18 protein-coding genes and 1 pseudogene are annotated in these 18,004 nt (G+C 67.0%); 13 read left to right on the top strand and 6 right to left on the bottom strand.

The window, feature by feature from the left end; all coding sequences use genetic code 11:
- Positions 1-54 precede the first annotated feature (54 nt).
- Both FDO65_RS06895 and FDO65_RS06890 read left to right on the top strand, forming a co-directional pair.
- Positions 55-870, top strand: coding sequence for a hypothetical protein (locus tag FDO65_RS06895; RefSeq protein WP_205849825.1), 816 nt, complete (start codon positions 55-57; stop codon positions 868-870).
- The gene (locus FDO65_RS06890) at positions 860-1,867 is read left to right on the top strand and encodes a DUF4238 domain-containing protein (RefSeq protein ID WP_166442065.1); all 1,008 of its coding nucleotides are present in this window, start codon (positions 860-862) and stop codon (positions 1,865-1,867) included. The genes FDO65_RS06895 and FDO65_RS06890 overlap by 11 nt, the downstream gene beginning before the upstream one ends.
- Before the next feature lie 40 nt (positions 1,868-1,907).
- Here the strand turns inward: FDO65_RS06890 and FDO65_RS06885 are convergent, their stop codons facing one another.
- Positions 1,908-2,159, bottom strand: coding sequence for a helix-turn-helix domain-containing protein (locus tag FDO65_RS06885; protein ID WP_137448626.1), 252 nt, complete (start codon positions 2,157-2,159; stop codon positions 1,908-1,910).
- 250 nt (positions 2,160-2,409) lie between these two features.
- On the opposite strand from FDO65_RS06885, the gene FDO65_RS06880 reads away from it, so the two are divergent.
- Positions 2,410-3,423, top strand: a complete 1,014-nt coding sequence (locus FDO65_RS06880; protein ID WP_137448625.1) for a hypothetical protein — start codon at positions 2,410-2,412, stop codon at positions 3,421-3,423.
- Between the two features lie 1,074 nt (positions 3,424-4,497).
- On the opposite strand, the gene FDO65_RS22065 is transcribed toward FDO65_RS06880, so the two are convergent.
- The gene (locus FDO65_RS22065) at positions 4,498-5,013 is read right to left on the bottom strand and encodes a hypothetical protein (protein ID WP_166442064.1); all 516 of its coding nucleotides are present in this window, start codon (positions 5,011-5,013) and stop codon (positions 4,498-4,500) included.
- Between the two features lie 291 nt (positions 5,014-5,304).
- On the bottom strand, positions 5,305-5,472 hold the full coding sequence (locus tag FDO65_RS22060) for a hypothetical protein (protein WP_166442063.1): 168 nt from the start codon (positions 5,470-5,472) through the stop codon (positions 5,305-5,307).
- Between the two features lie 164 nt (positions 5,473-5,636).
- On the opposite strand from FDO65_RS22060, the gene FDO65_RS06870 reads away from it, so the two are divergent.
- Positions 5,637-5,828: a hypothetical protein gene (locus FDO65_RS06870; RefSeq protein ID WP_137448623.1), complete on the top strand. Its 192-nt coding sequence runs from the start codon at positions 5,637-5,639 to the stop codon at positions 5,826-5,828.
- Positions 5,829-6,692: 864 nt separating this feature from the next.
- Positions 6,693-7,991 (top strand): hypothetical protein, encoded by a 1,299-nt coding sequence (locus FDO65_RS06865; RefSeq protein WP_137448622.1) that lies wholly within the window; start codon positions 6,693-6,695, stop codon positions 7,989-7,991.
- Between the two features lie 21 nt (positions 7,992-8,012).
- Here the strand turns inward: FDO65_RS06865 and FDO65_RS06860 are convergent, their stop codons facing one another.
- The 3 genes and pseudogenes from FDO65_RS06860 to FDO65_RS06850 all read right to left on the bottom strand — a co-directional run.
- Positions 8,013-9,365, bottom strand: a complete 1,353-nt coding sequence (locus tag FDO65_RS06860; RefSeq protein WP_137448621.1) for a YopA family protein — start codon at positions 9,363-9,365, stop codon at positions 8,013-8,015.
- A gap of 24 nt (positions 9,366-9,389) precedes the next feature.
- Positions 9,390-10,319 carry a site-specific integrase gene (locus FDO65_RS06855; RefSeq protein WP_166442062.1) on the bottom strand — a complete coding sequence of 310 codons (930 nt, stop codon included), beginning with the start codon at positions 10,317-10,319 and terminating at the stop codon, positions 9,390-9,392.
- 298 nt (positions 10,320-10,617) lie between these two features.
- Positions 10,618-11,037: pseudogene (locus FDO65_RS06850) on the bottom strand (CpaF family protein); the annotation flags it as partial.
- Between the two features lie 220 nt (positions 11,038-11,257).
- Between FDO65_RS06850 and FDO65_RS06845 the strand changes: the two are divergent.
- The 8 genes from FDO65_RS06845 (at position 11,258) to FDO65_RS06810 (ending at position 17,974) form a co-directional block, all read left to right on the top strand.
- Positions 11,258-12,151 carry a Gfo/Idh/MocA family protein gene (locus FDO65_RS06845; protein WP_137448619.1) on the top strand — a complete coding sequence of 298 codons (894 nt, stop codon included), beginning with the start codon at positions 11,258-11,260 and terminating at the stop codon, positions 12,149-12,151.
- Between the two features lie 53 nt (positions 12,152-12,204).
- Positions 12,205-13,056, top strand: coding sequence for a histidinol-phosphatase (hisN, locus tag FDO65_RS06840; protein ID WP_137448618.1), 852 nt, complete (start codon positions 12,205-12,207; stop codon positions 13,054-13,056).
- A gap of 129 nt (positions 13,057-13,185) precedes the next feature.
- Positions 13,186-13,875: a cell division ATP-binding protein FtsE gene (gene ftsE, locus FDO65_RS06835; protein WP_137448617.1), complete on the top strand. Its 690-nt coding sequence runs from the start codon at positions 13,186-13,188 to the stop codon at positions 13,873-13,875.
- On the top strand, positions 13,875-14,777 hold the full coding sequence (ftsX, locus tag FDO65_RS06830) for a permease-like cell division protein FtsX (protein WP_137448616.1): 903 nt from the start codon (positions 13,875-13,877) through the stop codon (positions 14,775-14,777). The genes ftsE and ftsX overlap by 1 nt, the downstream gene beginning before the upstream one ends.
- 80 nt (positions 14,778-14,857) lie before the next feature.
- The gene (gene smpB, locus FDO65_RS06825) at positions 14,858-15,394 is read left to right on the top strand and encodes an SsrA-binding protein SmpB (RefSeq protein WP_137448615.1); all 537 of its coding nucleotides are present in this window, start codon (positions 14,858-14,860) and stop codon (positions 15,392-15,394) included.
- 144 nt (positions 15,395-15,538) lie between these two features.
- The gene (locus FDO65_RS06820; RefSeq protein WP_137448614.1) at positions 15,539-16,138 is read left to right on the top strand and encodes a hypothetical protein; all 600 of its coding nucleotides are present in this window, start codon (positions 15,539-15,541) and stop codon (positions 16,136-16,138) included.
- The gene (locus FDO65_RS06815; RefSeq protein ID WP_137448613.1) at positions 16,135-17,040 is read left to right on the top strand and encodes a hypothetical protein; all 906 of its coding nucleotides are present in this window, start codon (positions 16,135-16,137) and stop codon (positions 17,038-17,040) included. Before FDO65_RS06820 ends, FDO65_RS06815 begins: the two co-directional genes overlap by 4 nt.
- Before the next feature lie 49 nt (positions 17,041-17,089).
- The gene (locus tag FDO65_RS06810; RefSeq protein ID WP_137448612.1) at positions 17,090-17,974 is read left to right on the top strand and encodes a hypothetical protein; all 885 of its coding nucleotides are present in this window, start codon (positions 17,090-17,092) and stop codon (positions 17,972-17,974) included.
- Positions 17,975-18,004: the final 30 nt, after the last annotated feature.

The following is an 18,004-nucleotide window of genomic DNA, read 5'->3' as shown; positions in this document are numbered from 1 at the left end:
CCCGGCAAATCGGGCATCAGTCTTCGGCTGGCTAGGTACGGTCCGATGATGGTGATGGATCTAGGACTGGATGAGCCCGGAGCGCGGGAGCGGTTGTTCGTTGTGCTGGAGGAGATCCGGCAACTCGGTCAGCAGATCGATGACGTGGCGGCGGATCCCGAGATTTGGCACCGGCCGGGTAGCAAGATCGGCCGGCTGATCGCCGACCTGCCCGAGCCCCACGTCGACGTCCGCCGAACGATGGCGTGCGCGGTGTCGGGATTGCGGGGGGCGCTGGACACCGTTTCCACACTGATCACCTCGGGCGTGCCCACGAGCCCGGAGTCTCTGGCCATCCTGTGTCGGACGGCGCTCCTGGCGTCATGTCGGCTGCTGGTGCTCGTCGGACCGGATGACGTCGAGCAAGCTCGGGAGAACACCCTCCGGGTGATGATGCAGGAGTCCCGAAGCTTGGGCCATCTGTACCGGCGGGCCGCCGAGTTCAAGAGACTGCGCGCGCTGGTGCCCCCGCGTCAGGTGATAGAGCTTCACGAGAGGCGTCACGCGGAGCTACAGGCGGAGGGGAAAAGAGCTTTTACCGAGATCGAGATGGTCGAGTTGGCGGCCGATGTCGTCGGGGACATGATGCGTGCAGCAGGCGGCGAGGAAGAGGAGCACGCAACTACCCGGTCAGAGCATCTCGTTTGGATCTTCAACACCTACTCCGGGGTATCGCACGCCTTCGCCTGGCCGACGATGGTGGCCGGCACCACGAACCGTTTGCCGGGGGACTTCGTCGCGGACCTGGGGACCACCGTCGCGGTCGCGGGGATGGCCGTGTATGCCTTCCTCAAGGCCGCAGAGGAGAGAGGCGACGACGATGTCGACTGACGGGGAAGGCCCCGTCAAGCGGCGGCACCACGTCGTACCGAACTTCTACCTCCGGAGGTTCGCGGACGAGAAGAGGATGATTACCCGCGTTCCGCTCGGGGGCGGTGAAGTGAGAACGATCCCGACGAAGGACGCCACCGTTCAGACGGACTTCTACCGCTTGGAGCACCCCGAGCTGCGGCCCGACGCGTTAGAGGACGCACTCGCGGGGATCGAGGCAGACATCGCTCCCGCGCTGACCAGGGTGGTGGACCAGGGCGCGTGGCCTCCGAGCGACGAAGACCGGTTCTGGTTGGCAACCTTCGTCGCTCTGCAGTACCTCCGCTCGCAGTCGACCCGGTCAGGAATCGAGGAGATCACCCGCTCCATCGGGAAGTTGGAGTTGGGGGTGATGTCGACCGACCAAGTTCGCGAGATGTTGGGTCTGTCCGACGACGCCTCCGACGCTCAAGTTGAAGAGCTGAGGGCGAACGCCTTGGTTACCGCGGACACCTTCGCTGTGGATCGACACGCGCACCTGCGCTACCTCCTCGACGGCCTCGAAGGGACGACGAACCTGGTGATGGGTCGCGGACCCTGGGCCCTGATTCTTTGGGAGCGCAAGGTGCTGGGAACGTCAGACTCTCCCGTCATCTGTGTGTCGGATGAGACCACGGGTTTTTACTCAAATGCAGGATTCGGAATGGCGCGCGAACTGATCGTGCCTGTGGGGCGTCGGGCCTGCCTGGTACTGGGCAAGGTCGGAGGGGAGGGAGAGGACCAACGGCTCGCCGGTAATTCAGCGCGGGCTCGACTGATCAACGACTACACGCTGCGCAACGCCCGTCGAGAGGCGTTCCATCACCCAGACGATCAACCGTTTGCGGGGAGGGAGGTTCCCAAGAGGAGGGATCGCGAGATTCAAGTGTCGGGTTCGCACATCGATACGCTGATCAGGGACTTCGCTAGAATGCAGGGTCGCCCGTCAGGACTGCCGGGCGAGGAGTCAAGCGAATAGGGTGAACTGCTGCTGGTGTCGGAACGAAGGCGACTCGGCCCTACGCGGTGTCGCCGGGTAGGGCCGCCGGGAGGTCCTTGAGGTTCTCGGCGGTCCGCTGATACGCGCGGTCGATGTACTCCTCGAGCTTGGACCGCTCGACGCGCCACTGGTTACGGCCGCCGATCTGGATGCCGACGAGGTCCCCGGAGCGGACGAGCGCGTAGATCTGGCTCATCGTTACGTTGAGTTCCTCCGCTGCCTGGGTGAGGGTGAGGAACCTTGGGCTGGCCGGCGGCGTGGGGGAGGACATGCCGAAAACGGTAGTGACCGACCCCATCGAGACGGTTCGTGTCTGGCTTCGAGTCCCCCCGGCGAGTGGCGACCAACCGCGGCCTACTCGACTTGGCTGCCGCCGCCTCCACGCGGTGTCCTCTCGGTCGGCAGTAGCGGGGGAGCCGGTGACATGATCGGTGGATGCGCTGGGGTGTGATCGGGTTGGCCAGGATGGCTGTAGGAGAACGACCAGGAGCAGCGGCGGTCATTGCCGGAGGGTGCGGCTGATGTTGGCAAGCATTCTTCCCGGGCTCCGCGAGCTTCGTACCCCGCTCGCCACCGGATACATCTACCTGGTCGTGCTGTGGCTGTTGATCTGGGACAAGATCCCGTCGGCGGATCAAGCCACCGGCGTCGTGGGGGCGATCCTGAAGCTGGATGGCCTCCTGGGCACCGGCTCACTGGTGGCGGCGTTGTCCTTCATCGCCTACGTGGTGGGTAGCTTGTTGATGGTCTCGACGCGGTACAAGGTGAAGTTCACCGGCCTCAGTCGATGGGCGGACATCCGGGTCATCGGTCTCGACGATTGGTCTGACACCAAGGACTACGTCGCCGATCTACAACGGCGTCTCGCTGATGTCCGCGTGCCGGTCGACCATGTGCTGAAGCGCCTCCGCTCTCAACGGAATCCAACCATGAAAGGGTCGCTAGTCACTCGGTGGCTGCATCGGAGACGGTGGTACCGGCGCTCATACAGGTGGTATGTCGAAAAGGTGATGCAGCGCAAGACTCTGCGACAGCTCACTCAGGAGCGTGAGAACGCCCTGCGGGATATCCAGTCGATGCAACCGGGCGAAGCTCATCTCGACACATACGGAGATCTTGTCCGCGATCTCATCATTGGGGATCTGTTCGCGAACACCGAAACCATCGCGGTGCGTCTGCAGGTTGCCGACAAGGACCTGTATGACGAGTACGACAGACTGAGAGCGGAGGCAGAGTTTAGACTCAGCGTCGCCCCCGCGCTGGCTTGCTTGTCCATCGTCGTCGCGTTCATCGTCTACACGCCGGCGGTCCCACAAGATGTGGGCGTGTTATACGGCCTCGTCAGTATGGGAGTTGTCTTCGCGCTGGTGGCGAAGGGGTTCACCAAGAGTCGGCGTTCCAACTCGGTGCTGGTGCAGGCGGTGGTGCTCGGCAAGGTGAAACCATCTGTGATCGAACGCATCGACCAGATGGTGACCTCGTCGAGTCAGCGATCTAATAATGCCGAGCCTCCGCTAGCACGTCCGGCGTTGTAGTCCTGGGGGTTAGCGGGGAATGCCGGCTGGCTCAAGTAGGCTGCGTGTCCGTTGGCAACGAGTTCAAGGAATGATCGAAAGCGTCCGCATCTGTAAGCGGGGAGCGGCGCGACAAGGATCATTCCCTTCACCGACCGGCATGTCGTTGTTCGTTTGTGACCGTAGAACCGGGAGGTCAGATCCTTTGGTTACCTCGTTTGTGCCGGTTTCGCCGATCGAGAGATCACGAGTCGTAGACCCTCGACCTATAGAGCTCCAACTTAAGTTCAGGGGCCCATTTGCGTAGGTAGTCTCGACCCTCACCTTTAGATCTTCTTCCTCCGATAATTATTTTGTCCTTCATACTGCTGTTCCTGTTGTTGTCTGTTATGTCAGTCTCTGCTGTATGACCGGTGATTGAGAAGCCACTCGGATCGGTCATCATCTCGGTCCCCATGATGGAGTCCCCTCAGGGGCTGCCGCCCCCGAGACCCCCGCGATGGAGGATCAGAGCTACGGGCATCTCCTCCCGATTCTCCTCGTCCTCGTTCCCGTCGCCTCCAGACCGCTCGCTGTCGCGATCGCTCTCCCCGGCGACTCCACGAGGACTCGTCGACCGCGAACCTCAGGTTCATCAGGCCCCTCCTCTGTATCGGTCGACCTGGCGACGCCTCGCTCGCTGCGCTCGCGCGCTTCGCGGTTGCTGTTGGTTCTGAGGCGCGGCTCGGGCGTTGACGACGGTCGGCGAGAACTCGGGCGGCGCGATCGCGGTGAGCGGCGTTCGACGGTCGAGGAGTTCGAGGAGCGACGGAACGCGGGGCGGTGGAGATTCGGTGATCGGGATGGACCGCGCGGGAATCGTGGGGGCGGTAGCCGGCAAGGGAGTCTGGACCGTGCGATCTGTTCCGGAGCGGGATCGGTGAGTGGGATCGAGACCGCGACGGTGTGGATTTTCTGCGGAGCGCTGATTCGCGATCTGACGCGTTGTCGGTGTCTCGACGAGTCGATCGTCGAAAGGGAGTCGCTGCGGTCGCCTGAGACGATCTCAGCGTCGCGGACGGTGCCTGAGGAGTTCGAGACCCGTTGCGAGCGAACCTATTCGAGGGTGTCGGAGCAGAAGTCCCACGCGACACGGTCACCGCTCATGTACCCGTCCACATCGGCGACGTAGGGGCTGTCGCCGAACGGGCCTGGGTCGCCGCCGAGCTGGTCGCGTACCGACACGTCGCGGTGCGGAACGGGAGCGAACGCGGCGATGGACAGATCCACGATCACCTCGGTGTCGGTGTGTCGGTCCAGCAGGACGACGGTGTGGGTGAGCTGCGGATCGTGTTCCCACCTGGCGCCGATCCGACGGCGGAGACCGTGAAGGTGAACCAACTCCACGCGAGTGCTCGGCACGCCCGCGCGGATGAGGCCGGCGGCGAGGTTCTCGGCGCAGTGGGCGATCCCGCGGAGCGCCACCGTGGGGATGGAGATGTCTTCTCCGGCGGTGATCGCGTGAACCGCTGACAGGAGCGGGCGGATGAGATCGGCGCTGATCGGGGTCGCCTCGAGGTAGGCGTTCTCGGCGCGGTCCACGGCGGAGCGCACCGCGGAAGGGGTGGTCATCTGGCCGGCTGCGGCGGCGCGTCGGTGCTCATCCGCGGCGACGGATGCCCACCGCGGACTGAGGCGGGAATGAATGTCGCAGAACGGGGCGTGGGTGTCCCGGGGATGGACCCGTCGACGGCATCCGTCGGCTGGGCATGAATGGGAGTTCGAGGGCTGCGCGTGGTCACCGTGGACTGGTCTCCCGCCTCGTTCGATAGTCGACGAGAGAGTAGCTCCGCGGTTTCGGGTGAACCGGAAATGCTTGTCGGGCTGAGGATCGACGACGCGCCGGAGGTGGTCGCCGGGTGTTCAGTCGGTGGGGCGAGGGACGGTGGAGTTGCGGTGATGTTCCTTCGCCAACTCGACGCAGCACTGGTCGACGCAGCAGGCGTGGGGAGCGACGGGCTTACCGTCCTGGACGGGGTGGTACTGCCGGTGCTTGCACACGACCTGCGGGTTCCACGGGATCTCGGTCATCGGGCGAGCGTAGAAGGGGCGGCGCGAAGTGCGGGACCTGATTTCGGGCGGGTGCCGCACGGTTCCATCGACGAGAGGTTGTCGGCGAGGCATCGGGTTGGCGGAGTGACGACGGCACCTCTCAACGAGGGAACCGTGCGGCGAGGAGATGGGCGGTGGGGACGGTGAGCGGGGACGAGCAAGACGACGGCGTCGCGGGGGAGAGCGCGTGGGACCGGATGGTGAGGGAAGGGGTGATCAAGCTCGGCGATCCGTGGGGCCCGGACGACCCCGATCCGCTGGCCGGCCTCTTGGGTGAGAACACCACCGGCATGACCGCGGAGGAGCTGTTGAACGAAACCCGCGGAGATTCATGATCGGTCGCCGAAGGGGTGTCGTTACGTGATTACCGCTGTGGCCGCTTTGGACGGACGGGGGCGCGGCGCACAGGTGGTGACGGGATCTTGCGTAGGTTGCTGCCGAGAAGGTTGACGACGGTGAATGTGACGCCGTGAGTGAAGCGGACGCTATAGGCCGGTGGTCCGGACGACTGCAGTCTGTTCTCCACTTGACCCAGGGCACCGGCGCGGACGCCATTCGGGCCTGAGTGGGCGTCAGCGAGGACCTGAACCCATTGGCCGCGTCGCAGGCTGCCGAACATGAAACGGACAATACCGGCTCAGTCGTACGGTGACGAGCGGTGTCCCTTCGCGCAGGTGTAGTAGGGCACCGGACGCGGGGTCTGATTCTGGAGGGTTCCCGGTCTCCGGTACTGACGCAGCTGATCCTGTGGCTCCCCGCACACCTTGCACTTGCTGAACTCGACGTCGAAGTCACCGACCTTGACCATGTGCCCCCCTCTAGTTGGTTCGACTGTACGACAGATCCGCCGAGTTGACGAGCCCGAACGTGCGTACGACGATGCTGGCATGATCGCGGGGACATGCAGGACATGCGGAGACACCGTCGAGCTCGGACGGAGGGCGCGGGCAAGCGACCGCTACTGCTCGGATGCGTGCAAGCCGAGGTGTACCTATCCGGGCTGCGGAACTCCCGCCGCGGGAGTCGGCGACCGCTGCTGGCACCACCGAGCGAGTGAGCTTCCGAAGGGAGCCGCCGCCAAAGACGCGTAACGCATCCGTTCTGCTGATTCGCTGTCGGGGGCTCAGGGTTGAATGAACCTCGGTGTCTGACTCGAGGTCGACGCCGAGGAGTCGTGGCGGGCGACGGAGGGGGCAGACGTGGTACTGGGAATCCCGCGAGACCGGGCGATTCGGGGCAGCGATCTGGACAAGCTGGTGGCCGCCGTGGTCTTCGCCGGACCGGAGGACGAGACCTACTCGGTCGAGTGGAAGAGTCGACTGGATCTGCAGCAGAAGGAGGGGCAGTTTGCGCTCTCCAAGGAGATCCTTGGCATGGCTAACCGATCGGTATCGAGAGCGGCCGAGGAATTTGAAGGTACCGGGTACATCGTGGTCGGTGCCAGTAGCGGTGAGACCCCTGGAGTGGAGGCGATCGACTCCGCAACCCTAAGAAACTCCTTGGGACAGTATCTGGGGGACGGTGGCCCAGACTGGCGGGTTGAGCACGTGCCGGTGGGGACGGTGAACGTATCCGTCTTCGTGGTGGAGAGACCTCGGGATGGGGATCGAATTCACACGTTGCGGAAGTCGGCAACCGGTATCTCTCCAGCGGCGCAGGAGGGTGCCATCTACGTGCGGCAGCAGACGTCTGTCGGTCACGCGAACACCGAGCAGATTCGGATGCTGGAAGCGAGACTGCTGGCGGGAGCAGTGGATCCCGTGGTCCCCGCTGAGTTGATCGCGACAGGCAGCCTGGTCGCCTACCCGTTTGATCGATCGCCTCAAGCTGTCGCTCGCGTGCTGGAGAGCGAGCAAGCACGGCTGACGGCCCTTGGGAATGAGGCTGAAGAGAAGAACCGGCCGGCCGTTGTTCTTGGCTGGACGGCTCCGAGAGAGTCGGAGTTTCCATGGGTTCTGATTCGGCGCTATCTCGAAGAGCTCGGTGAGTCGTTGGTCGCGGCGGCCGAAGACGAGGTACGAGATCAACTCGGCGACAAATTCCCCATCTGGGTGCGAAATACCTCTGGGCAAGCAATGAGGGATGTTCGTGCCACAATCCGTCTGCCCGTGGGAATAACCCCCGTCGTGCTGCGCTCAACCACCTCGGTGCCGCGCGATCCAAAGTTCGGGAGGCCGGTTGGTTTGGACCTTGCGAACGTCATGGACTGGACACCGCAGGCGTACTACCCGGCTGGTGCAAGCGTGTACGAAGACAGTGATGGACGTCAGGTGGTCACTGCGGATATCACGCTCATACACGCTCACGGTAAAGAGGTCTTTGAGAGACCTCTGGTTCTGATCGCCGAACCCGATACTGAGGGCGGGGAGATCGAGTGGGAGGTGACCGCATCTAGTCACAGCGGTGTCGCCAAGGGGTCTATCCGCGTCGAGCTGTCAGAGGCTCAACTCGATCTAGGCAGGATCTTCCGCGACCGGTTGAATCAGAACGCTCGCTGACTCCCCGATTGTGGACCTTGCCTACGGTGCCCAAGGGACCTGCTCGACGGCGCCGTGCCATCGGACTCCCGCAAGGGTGCGAGACGCGTAGGTGCCGGTGTAGCCAAGCCAGTGGAGGATTCCCAGGGTGAGCCACTCGGTGGAGAGGGCCCACGCCTGGTGCCAGACTCGGTTGGCAACGGTAGACCGCTCGCGGGCCTTTGGATGGACGACGACGTTCCGGGCGTACACGACGCTGTCGACGGAGTCGGGGGGCACCTTCAACCAGGGTTTCTTGCCGCTGCGCGGCTTCGCGAGCTCGGCGGCGAAGTAGTCGATTCCGGCCTTTTCAAGTTCGGGGTAGTTCGGCCTCGGCTGTACGTCGATGCTGCACCGACTGAGAAAGCTGCGCACCTGTTGGGATACCGATGGGTCGGCGGCGAACTGACCGGGATCGGTGTGCTCAGCTAGCAACAGGAGGGCTGAGATCGCGGTAGCTAGCCCGGAATCGACTGGCTCGGTCCGATTCGCTACGAAGTGGTACCCCGCCGCCAAACTGAGGGTGTGTCGGTGGTCCGGGTCTCGCCACTTGGCGAGCCAGAGGGGGAGTAGCTCCCGGAGCTGCTCGGCGTCGCGCTGGGTGTCGGACCACGACCACGGCGTGCTCCACCCGGTGAAGCCCGGCTTGCCGAAGTAGGCCCACCGGATCTCACCCTTATAGGTCCCGGTGGTGAGAGCGGCGTTGATCTCTCGTCCGACGGTGAAGGTGAAGGCAGTCGCGATCCCCTGCACGATGGGTAGCGCGACTGACGCGTCGAAATTGGCTCCGTCGGCGCGGACGATCTCGCAGAGGTGGGTGAACGCCCATCCTCCGTTCTGGCGTCTCAGTCGCTTGAACATCGCTTCGTCGCTGCTCTGGTCGATCGTGATGATCCACTCGGCAAAGGGAATGGTTAGTCTGCCGCGCACCGGGTGAGGGTCGTCGGGGGACTGAATCCGATCCCACCGTGCGCTCTGCAACCCGGTACCGAGGAAGAAGACCACGCGGTCAAGATCGGCTCCGTCGCCGAGCTGCGTGTGAGCGCGGAGGTTGCGGACTCGACTTTCACCAGGGTGATCGAGTGGCATCGGCGAGTTGGCAGTCAAGAACTCGGTGCCTCCGGCTGGCCCGGGAACGTCGTCGATAAGCCTGGCGTCGAGGTTGGGATCCGCGGGACTCCATGTGGCGAGCGGCTTGAGCTCCCACGTGAGTGCAAGTTCGCCAGGGAACGTGACCTCTGCACCATCAGGCATGACGCCGAGGAGCGGCCCCCGGTAGACGGTGGTCGAGGTGCCAGGAGCCGGCCATCCGAGCGGATGAACGAGAGGTGCCGGGAACTGCTGTTCTTCGTCCATGATCGATCCCCCCGGATCTCATGCCTACGACGGGTACAGGCCGCCGAGCTTGGCGACGGGGTTGTCCCGGAACGCCGTACCTAGCCTGACGTAGCCGATCGCGGTGTGCACGTCGGCGTGCCCGGTCTGGCCCATGATCTGGGGCAACGGGACCCCTTCTCGGGCGAGTGCGGTGGCGAGACCGGCGCGGAGGGAGTGTGCGGAGTACTCCGTCGGGTCCTCGCCGAGCTGCGACATCGAGGTCTTCACCAGGAGGGACACCGCGTCGGGGGCGAGCCGCTGCGCTGACACGGTGCCGCCCTTGAGCACCCGTCGAAACACTGCACCGTCGCTGTCACCGAGGACGGCGAACCATCGGCGGAGCGCAGTCCCCGTACATGTGGCGGCGTTGGGGCTGTAGGGGACCGACACGGTTCTACCGTTGCGGCCCTGATCGGTCTTGCTCTTCGGAACGAAGACCGAGACGCCCTCGTCGAGGAACGACACGTGGCCGCGGTCCAGGGCGACGAGTTCGGCTCGGCGGAGGCCGGTGGTGAACCCGAGGAGCAGGAGCGCGCGATTCCGACGGCCGGCGGGGGAGTCCGGTTGGAGACTGAGAACCTGGATCAGCTGCACCTGGGTGATTGGACGGGCCTGTCGCTTCGCCGTCCCGATCTCCCGCTCCGCGACACCGAGTCGGTCCTTGACGATGGGATAGGCGGGGAGGGGGAGTCCCGCCGCGTTGTGGGCGAACGTGATCGCGGCGAGGCGCCGACGGATCGAGGAGAGCGACAGCGGTGCGGACTTCGGCGGGCACCGGGTCGCCGTGCTGCGGGCATTCGGGCCAGTGCAGAAGTCGATGTAGTCGAGCAGCGCGTCCTCGCTCGCCGGGACTGGGGAGTGGCCGGCGACGGCGCACCACTCGGTGAAGTGGTTCCAGTCGGCTTCGTAGGCGAGCAAGGAGCTGTCCGCCATCCGCCTGCGGATGATGTCCACCCGTCGCGCGGTGTCACGAGACGGAGTCGCGATCGCTGGGCCTACGGACGCGGGAACGAGGGTCGTGACCGGCTCGATGATCGGTTCCAAGATGCCGCCTCGAATTCGGAATAAGAAAGCAGAATCTCGCTTCTCTCGCGTAATTCTAAACGGCATGAAACCCCCTGTGATCAGCGCAAACAGGAGATGTATTACAGTTCTACGAACGACGCGGGCAGCACTTCGGGAAGCGGCAATTGGAGCCCGAAATCACTGAGAGTGAACCTGTCGTCTATGAGAGAGTCGCGTCGACGAACGGGCTGGAGAGGTCCAGGCGTCGTCCGGAGGGTTTGAGCATGCGTTCGACGAGGTCGCGGACTTCGTCGGAGGTCAGGACGATGGTGGTGAGTTCGGAGCGTCCGCGGCGGGCGACGAAGACGCGGCCGGGTTGGTTGATCCAGATCTCTTCGACGGTGGGGTCGTCGAAGTGGCGCTGCAGGGGGCCGAATCCGGCGAGGGCGTCGAAGACGTGGCGGACGGCGGCGTCGCGGTCGATGAGTGGGGGCAGGGCCGAGACGGGGACCCGTTCCTCGTAGTGGCCGATGACTTCGTCGATGAGGTGGCGGATGGATCGGTGGTCGACGATGGGGTCGATGCCGCGGCGGCGGACGAGTTCGCGGACCTCGTCGTGGATGTGGTCGGTGGCGGTCGGGGCCATGGAGCGCCTCCTCGTGCGATGGGTCCGTCGGGCTGATCAGTGCGGCCAGGGTGGCCGGGCGGATGGGTGATCCGGGTGGCGAGCGAGGCCGACGGTAACCCGGATGGCGCATCAGGCGGGAACCTGTCCACAGGAGGTGACCGCCCGTGGCCTCGCCGTCACAGCAGGCGTGGCGCAGTGACGCGGAGGATGATCGAAGTCCCGGCGAGAGGAAGCGACGATGCGATTCGCACTGGTGGGCACCGGACCCTGGGCCGAGCGGGCGCACGGTCCCGGGCTGCGGGCCTGCCCCACGGCCGAGCTGGTCGGGGTCTGGGGTCGCAATCCCGAGCGCGCGGCCGAGCTGGCCGCCGACCTCGAGGTCTCCGCCGCGGAGGACCTCGACGATCTCATCGACCGGGTCGACGCCGTCGCGTTCGCTGTGCCTCCGGACGTGCAGGCGCCGCTGGCGATCCGGGCGGCCGCGGCCGGGAAGCACGTGCTGCTCGACAAGCCGATCGCCCTCGACCCCGCCGACGCCGACCGGCTGGAGGCCGCGGTCACCTCTGCCGGCACCGCCTCGCTGGTGTTCTTCACCGACCGCTTCGTCGACACCTCGCGGGCCTGGTTCGAGCAGGTCCGGGCCACCCCGGGATGGCAGGGCGCGTGGTTCCGCTGGCTCAGCTCACTCCAGGCCCCCGGCAACCCCTACGGCGGGTCCGCGTGGCGTCAGGAACTGGGCGCCCTGTGGGACACCGCGCCCCACGCACTCTCGACCCTCGGGGCGGCGCTGGGTCGGGTGGAGTCGCTGACCGCGGTCGCCGGCGAGGGTGACCTCGTGACGCTGGTGCTGCACCACCACTCGGGCGCGACCAGCACCGCGGTGCTCAGCCAGTTCGCCCCACCCGCCGCCGCGTCGTTCGAGTGCGCCCTGTGGGGCGAGGACGGCATCAATCGCATGCCACCGCGACCGGAAGGCGACATCGCCAATGTGTTCGCCGTCGCCGCCGGTGAGCTGGTGGCCGCCGCGACCAACGGCCGGCCCACCGTCGCCGACGTCCGGCTCGGTGCCCACATCACCCGGCTGCTCGCCGACGCCCAGCGCCAGCTCGACGCGCAGCGCACCGGAAGCTGACGGGTACGGCCCCTGTGCGCGGAGACTGCTCCGGCCGTCTTACAGTGCCGGTCGTGGTCGATCGCCCCGCACCCGCCAAGGACCAGTCCGTCGACGCCGATCTCGCGCTCGCCCTGAGATTGGCCGACGCCGCCGATGCGGTCACCCTGCCGCGGTTCGGGGCAGCGAACCTGCGGGTGGACAGCAAGCCCGACCTGACGCCGGTGACCGACGCCGACCTGGCCACCGAACAGGCGCTGCGGGAGATCCTGGCGGCGGAGCGTCCCGACGACACCGTCCTGGGCGAGGAGTTCGGCCTGTCCTCGGCTGCGACCTCAGGGCGGCGGTGGGTCATCGACCCCATCGACGGCACCAAGAATTTCGTCCGCGGCGTGCCGGTCTGGGGGACGCTGATCGGCCTGCTCGAGGACGACGCCACTGCGCCCGGCGGAACCGCCTTCCGGGTCGGCGTCGTCAGTGCCCCGGCCCTGGCCCGACGGTGGTGGGCGTCGGCCGGCGGGGGCGCCTGGACCAGGTTCACCGGACCCGGAGCCGACCCTGCCCCGCGGCCCTGCCGGGTTTCCGCCGTCGGCGCGACGGCCGACGCCTCGCTGTCGTTCTCCGAGCCGACCGAGTGGAGCGCGGCCGGACGACGGGCCGCTTTCGATGCGCTCGCCGACTCCTGCTGGCGGGTCCGCGGCTACGGCGATTTCTACTCGTACCTCCTGGTCGCCGAGGGGGCCGTGGACATCGCCGCCGAACCCGAGCTGAACCTCTGGGACATCGCCGCGCTGGTCGCGATCGTGGCCGAAGCCGGGGGGATCGTGACCGATCTGGCAGGTCACCCGACCGGTCCAGAATCGACGTCACTGGTGGCCACGAACGGGCTGCTCCACCCGGGGGTCATCGCGGCGCTGAACGGGTGAGCCGCGCGTCGACAGGACCCGATCCGGTGAGCCGGCGGCCACCCGGCGCCCCGCGGATCGACAGATCGAAGCCACCTTCGCGGCGCTCAGGAACCCATCAGGGAGCCTTGCCCCCTAGACTCCGCCGTTGTGATCCATTCGTCACACGTCACCAAGAGTTACAAGACGTCGACCAGGCCTGCCCTGGACGACGTCTCCATGGACGTCGACAAGGGTGAGTTCGTCTTCCTCATCGGTCCGTCCGGCAGTGGCAAGTCGACCTTGCTGCGGCTGTTGATCCGGGAGGAGGTACCCACGTCCGGCGAGCTCTCCGTGGAGGGCAACGACCTGGTCGCCATGCGCCGGTCCAAGATCGCCGCCCACCGGCGGAAGATCGGCTGTGTCTTCCAGGACTTCCGGCTGCTGAAGAACAAGACCGTCGAGCAGAACGTCGGCTTCGCGCTGGAGGTCATCGGCCAGCCCCGGGCCCGCATCCGCGAGACCGTGCCCGAGGTGCTGGAGATGGTCGGGCTCGAGGGCAAGGCCAACCGCCTGCCCCACGAGCTCTCCGGCGGTGAGCAGCAGCGCGTCGCGATCGCCCGGGCGTTCGTCAACCGGCCGCTGCTGCTGCTGGCCGACGAGCCCACCGGCAACCTCGACCCCGAGACGAGCGCCGACATCATGCTCCTGCTGGAGCGCATCAACCGGACGGGAACCACCGTGGTCATGGCCACCCACGACAACACCATCGTCGACTCCATGCGGCGCCGGGTGATCGAGCTGCAGTTGGGCAAGATCGTCCGGGACGAGGCCAAGGGCGTCTACGGGGTGGGGCGCTGATGCGGGCGACGTTCCTGCTGAGCGAGGTCTGGAGCGGCTTCCGCCGCAACATCACGATGACCATCGCGATGATCCTCACCACCGCGATCTCGCTCGGTCTGCTCGGTGGCGGGCTCATCGTGGCCAAGCTGACCGACCAGATGCGTGACATCTACGGCGACCGCGTCGAGGTCACCGTCTACCTGACGCCGGACCTCTCGGCCCAGGACCCGGACTGCCGCGACGCGACCTGCCAGGCCATCAACACCGCGCTGCAGAACAACAGTGACGTCGAGTCGTTCACGTTCGAGAGCCAGGACGCGGCCTTCGAGCGGTACAAGCAGCAGTTCGCCGGTCAGCCGGAGCTGCTGGAGATCGGCACCAAGGAAGCGCTCTCGGCGTCCTTCCACGTCAAGCTGTTCGACCCGCAGCAGTACCGGGTCATCTCGCAGCAGTTCACCGGCCTGCCGGGCGTCGAGAACGTGGCCGACCAGAGTGCCTTCCTGGACCGGCTGTTCAGCCTGCTCAACGGCGTCCGCAACGCGACCCTGGTCATCGCCCTCATCCAGGCGCTGGCCGCGCTGCTGCTGATCTCGAACATGGTGCAGATCGCCGCGTTCACCCGGCGCACCGAGACGTCGATCATGCGGCTGGTCGGAGCCTCACGGTGGCGGACGCAGCTGCCGTTCATGATCGAGGCGGTGCTTGCCGGAGTGGTCGGCGCCGTGCTGGCCATCGGTGGACTGATCGCCGCCAAGTTCCTGTTCGTCGACAAGGCGCTCGGTCCGGTCATCCGGGCCGGCATCCTGCCGGAGATCGACACGGCGACCCTGGTCTGGGTCTCACCGATCCTGCTCGGCGTCGGAGCCGGGTTGGCCGCGATCTCCGCCTACGTGACGCTCCGGCTCTACGTCCGGCTGTAGTCCAGCGACGAGCGGACCGCGCCACCGTCGGGGGCGATCGAAGATATTCGGTCGCCCCCGCCGTCTACCCTGGACAGGCCATGGCTACCAACACGTCCACCAAGTCGCCGGCCCGCGGGCCCGGCAAGAACGCCTCCAGCAACCGTCCCACCGGTCGGAAGCTCATCGCTTCCAACCGCAAGGCCCGGCACGACTACACGATCCTGGACGTGTTCGAGGCCGGAATCGCGTTGACCGGCACCGAGGTGAAGTCCTGCCGCGCCGGCAAGGCGTCCCTGGTCGACGGGTACGCGACGATCACCGACGACGAGGTGTGGCTGCGCAACGTCCACATCAACGAGTACGCCGAAGGCACCTGGACGAACCACGCGCCGCGCCGGTCCCGCAAGCTGCTCCTGCACCGCGAGCAGATCGAGCGATTGACCGCCAAGCTCCGGGAGAGTGGGACCGCGCTGGTCCCGCTGTCGCTGTACTTCCTCGACGGCAAGGTCAAAGTCGAACTGGCCCTGGGCCGCGGCAAGAAGGTCTACGACAAGCGCCAGGACCTGGCCAAGCGGGACGCCGACCGGGAGATCGCCCGGTACGCCGGTCGCGCCGCGAAGGGCCGCACCGACTGATCGTGCGGTCACCGGCGATGCAACCGTCCGCTGTGGCCGTTCCGTCCCTGCGCTATGAAACGGCGGAGGGCCCTGGCGCCCGCGGCGGCAGTGGCCACCTTGGCTCTGAGTGGCTGTGCCTGGATCGAAGGGTCCGGCCCTCCGTTGGTCGTCAGCACGGACCTACCCTCGTCGCCCGCGGCCTGCGACATCCGGGACCCCGGCCCGCCGAGTGCGCAGACCCTGGTGCTGTGGGTCGACAGCGGCGGGGCCTTCGGCCCACCACGGGACTGGACCGCAGCCTGGGAGCTGGCCGCCTACCGCGACGGCACCGTACTGCGTTCGGCCGGAGACGGGTTTAACTCGGCGCCGCTGAGCCCGACGACCATCGACCGGGTGGACCCCTGCCGGGTCCGCGATGCCGTGTTCGGTCTGCAGGAGCTCACCGAGGCCGATGTGGACATCCCGCTCCCGACGGACATGTCCACCACGACCATCTCGGTCCGCGGCGGGGCCCCGGGTCCGGCCGGCGAGCCCTACGGCTACGCACCACCGACGCTGGGCTGGCCGCTGGGCTCGTTCGACGAGGTGATGACCCGGAGCGCGACGGTCCCGGCCTGCGGTGAGGTGACCGGCGATCACGTCGACACGCTCCTCGAGGGCCTGGGCAACGCCCCGGCCCAGTCGCGGTGGTCCGATCCCTACCGCACCACGCTGGTCGCCGTCGCGCCGCTGATGCCCGGCCAGCTGGGATGCCCGGCATGACCGGCGTTGCCGGGAGTACGAGACACCGGTGGGCCCGCCGGGCGATGGTCGGCGCCGTGCTGGCCGTCGTCGTCGGTCTCGTGACGGCGGCCGCGGTGCTGAAGGTCGTGGGTCGATCGACTGATTCGCTGTCGGAGTTGGCCAGCGGTGCGGCCTGCGAGGACGGCCCGGCGCCGAGACCGCTCCCGGTGCCCACCGCATCGTCCGAGGCGGTTGTCGCATTCGCGGTCGGGGCGTCCTACTGGAATCCGAGCGCGCTCGGTCAGAACCTGTCGATGACGGCGTACCGCGACGGAACGGTGCTGAACGCCTCCGGCATCGGCGGATTCCCCGGGGGAGAGGTCGAGCTGACGCTCGGCTGGGTCGGTCCGTGTGCCGTGGCCAGCGCCGACGAGCACTTGTCAGCCCTCACCGGCGTGGATTTCGGCCTTCCGGGCGTCGCCGACGCGTCCACCGCGCTGGTGATGGTGAACCCGAACACCGCCGGCCGGCGGACCGTGCTCCAGGTCTACGCCTTCGATCAGTCGGATGTCTGGCCGGAGAACGAGGATGCGCTGTCCGCCCGGGCGACCGTGCAGGAGGTGGTGCGCGGCCTGCAGGCCGCCACTGATCGGGTGCCCTGGACGTCGGATCGGTTCCGCGCCCAGTGGTCGGACGGGTTCACCAGGATGGTGGGTCCCGAGGTCACGAGCTGGCCGTTGACCACGTCGATCATCGGTCTGCGCGGTCCGAACGGCTGCGCCGAGTTACCGCGAGCCACAGCGGAACGACTGATTCACGCGCAACCCGGCGGCGAACTCGTCGCGCAGTGGACGGACGGGGAGAAGTCGACCGTCGTCGCCCTGAGCGTGCTGATGCCGGGCGAGCTCGCCTGCCCGCCGCGATCCACGCCCTGGCGTTGACCCGCAGCGCGGGTGCAACCGGATCGGTGACGATCGCCGTCTGATCGGTATGGACGTGACCGGGCGGGAACGCCGGGGTTGGGCGAGGGCCCGGCGGGGGGCCGTCACGGCGCTGGTGGTCGCCGGGGCTCTTCTTGGTGCGGTGATCATCGGCGTCGTCCGTCCGGCCGTGGGCTCGACGGCGGCGGCGTGTGTCGACGGCCCCCGACCGGATCCACTCGTTCCCCCGGCCGCGGGCACCGAGGCGCTGGTCGCGTGGGCCGCCGGGGCCTCGTTCTGGGACCGCGAGGCCCGGGCCCAGAACCTGACCATCGCCGCGTATGCCGACGGCACGGTCGTGCGCGCCTCGAACAGCGGCGGGATCTGGTCGCCGTTCCCTGACGTGACGCTGGGCTGGGCCGGTCCCTGCCAGGTCGCGGAAGCCGCTGACCGGCTGCGGGAGATGGCCGGGGCCAGGATCGGCGACGTGCCGGTCACCGACGTGTCCTCGGCCTACATTCTCGTCCGTCCGTTCCAGGAGACGCCCGAGGTGGCCATCTCCGTGTACGCGATGGACCGCTACTTCGACCAGTACGCGAGCACGCCGGATGCCGCCCGCGACGCCATTCGTCGGGTCGTCGAGAGCCTGCGCGACGCCCCGGGGGCCGAGCCCTGGTCTCCGGACCGCTACCGGCTCGAACGGTTCCACGACGCGTACTTCCCGGTGCGACAGCCACCCGCCACGTGGCCGGGTCCGCGGTCGATCGCCGAGACCGTCGGGAGCGGCGACTGCACGGAGGTCGGCGACCGGATGATCGGCGCCGAGGGGGTGGACCAGTTCCGGCCCCCGGTGTCCTGGTGGACCGAGGAAGGTGGGGCCCAGTCCCTCCTGGGTATCAGCGTGCTCTTTCCCGGTGAGCCGGCCTGCCCGGCCCGCCGTCCGCCGTCGCGGTGACCTGGTGCCGCTGGATCGCACGGTGCGCAG

The sequence above is a fragment of the Nakamurella flava genome (assembly GCF_005298075.1).
GTDB classification, from domain to species: domain Bacteria; phylum Actinomycetota; class Actinomycetes; order Mycobacteriales; family Nakamurellaceae; genus Nakamurella; species Nakamurella flava.
The sequence above is the reverse complement of the archived record's forward strand: the minus strand, read 5'-3'. Positions and strand labels throughout refer to the sequence as shown.

Excerpts from the sequence above, each read along its gene's own strand:
- FDO65_RS06855 (WP_166442062.1), bottom strand. The coding sequence starts at position 10,319 with ATGGCGGACAGCTCCTTGCTCGCCTACGAAGCCGACTGGAACCACTTC.
- FDO65_RS06815 (WP_137448613.1), top strand. The coding sequence starts at position 16,135 with ATGACCGGCGTTGCCGGGAGTACGAGACACCGGTGGGCCCGCCGGGCG.
- FDO65_RS22060 (WP_166442063.1), bottom strand. The coding sequence starts at position 5,472 with ATGACCGAGATCCCGTGGAACCCGCAGGTCGTGTGCAAGCACCGGCAG.
- FDO65_RS06880 (WP_137448625.1), top strand. The coding sequence starts at position 2,410 with ATGTTGGCAAGCATTCTTCCCGGGCTCCGCGAGCTTCGTACCCCGCTC.
- FDO65_RS06845 (WP_137448619.1), top strand. The coding sequence starts at position 11,258 with ATGCGATTCGCACTGGTGGGCACCGGACCCTGGGCCGAGCGGGCGCAC.
- FDO65_RS06895 (WP_205849825.1), top strand. The coding sequence starts at position 55 with ATGGATCTAGGACTGGATGAGCCCGGAGCGCGGGAGCGGTTGTTCGTT.
- FDO65_RS06890 (WP_166442065.1), top strand. The coding sequence starts at position 860 with ATGTCGACTGACGGGGAAGGCCCCGTCAAGCGGCGGCACCACGTCGTA.
- FDO65_RS22065 (WP_166442064.1), bottom strand. The coding sequence starts at position 5,013 with ATGACCACCCCTTCCGCGGTGCGCTCCGCCGTGGACCGCGCCGAGAAC.
- smpB (WP_137448615.1), top strand. The coding sequence starts at position 14,858 with ATGGCTACCAACACGTCCACCAAGTCGCCGGCCCGCGGGCCCGGCAAG.
- FDO65_RS06810 (WP_137448612.1), top strand. The coding sequence starts at position 17,090 with ATGGACGTGACCGGGCGGGAACGCCGGGGTTGGGCGAGGGCCCGGCGG.
- FDO65_RS06885 (WP_137448626.1), bottom strand. The coding sequence starts at position 2,159 with ATGTCCTCCCCCACGCCGCCGGCCAGCCCAAGGTTCCTCACCCTCACC.
- ftsX (WP_137448616.1), top strand. The coding sequence starts at position 13,875 with ATGCGGGCGACGTTCCTGCTGAGCGAGGTCTGGAGCGGCTTCCGCCGC.
- FDO65_RS06860 (WP_137448621.1), bottom strand. The coding sequence starts at position 9,365 with ATGGACGAAGAACAGCAGTTCCCGGCACCTCTCGTTCATCCGCTCGGA.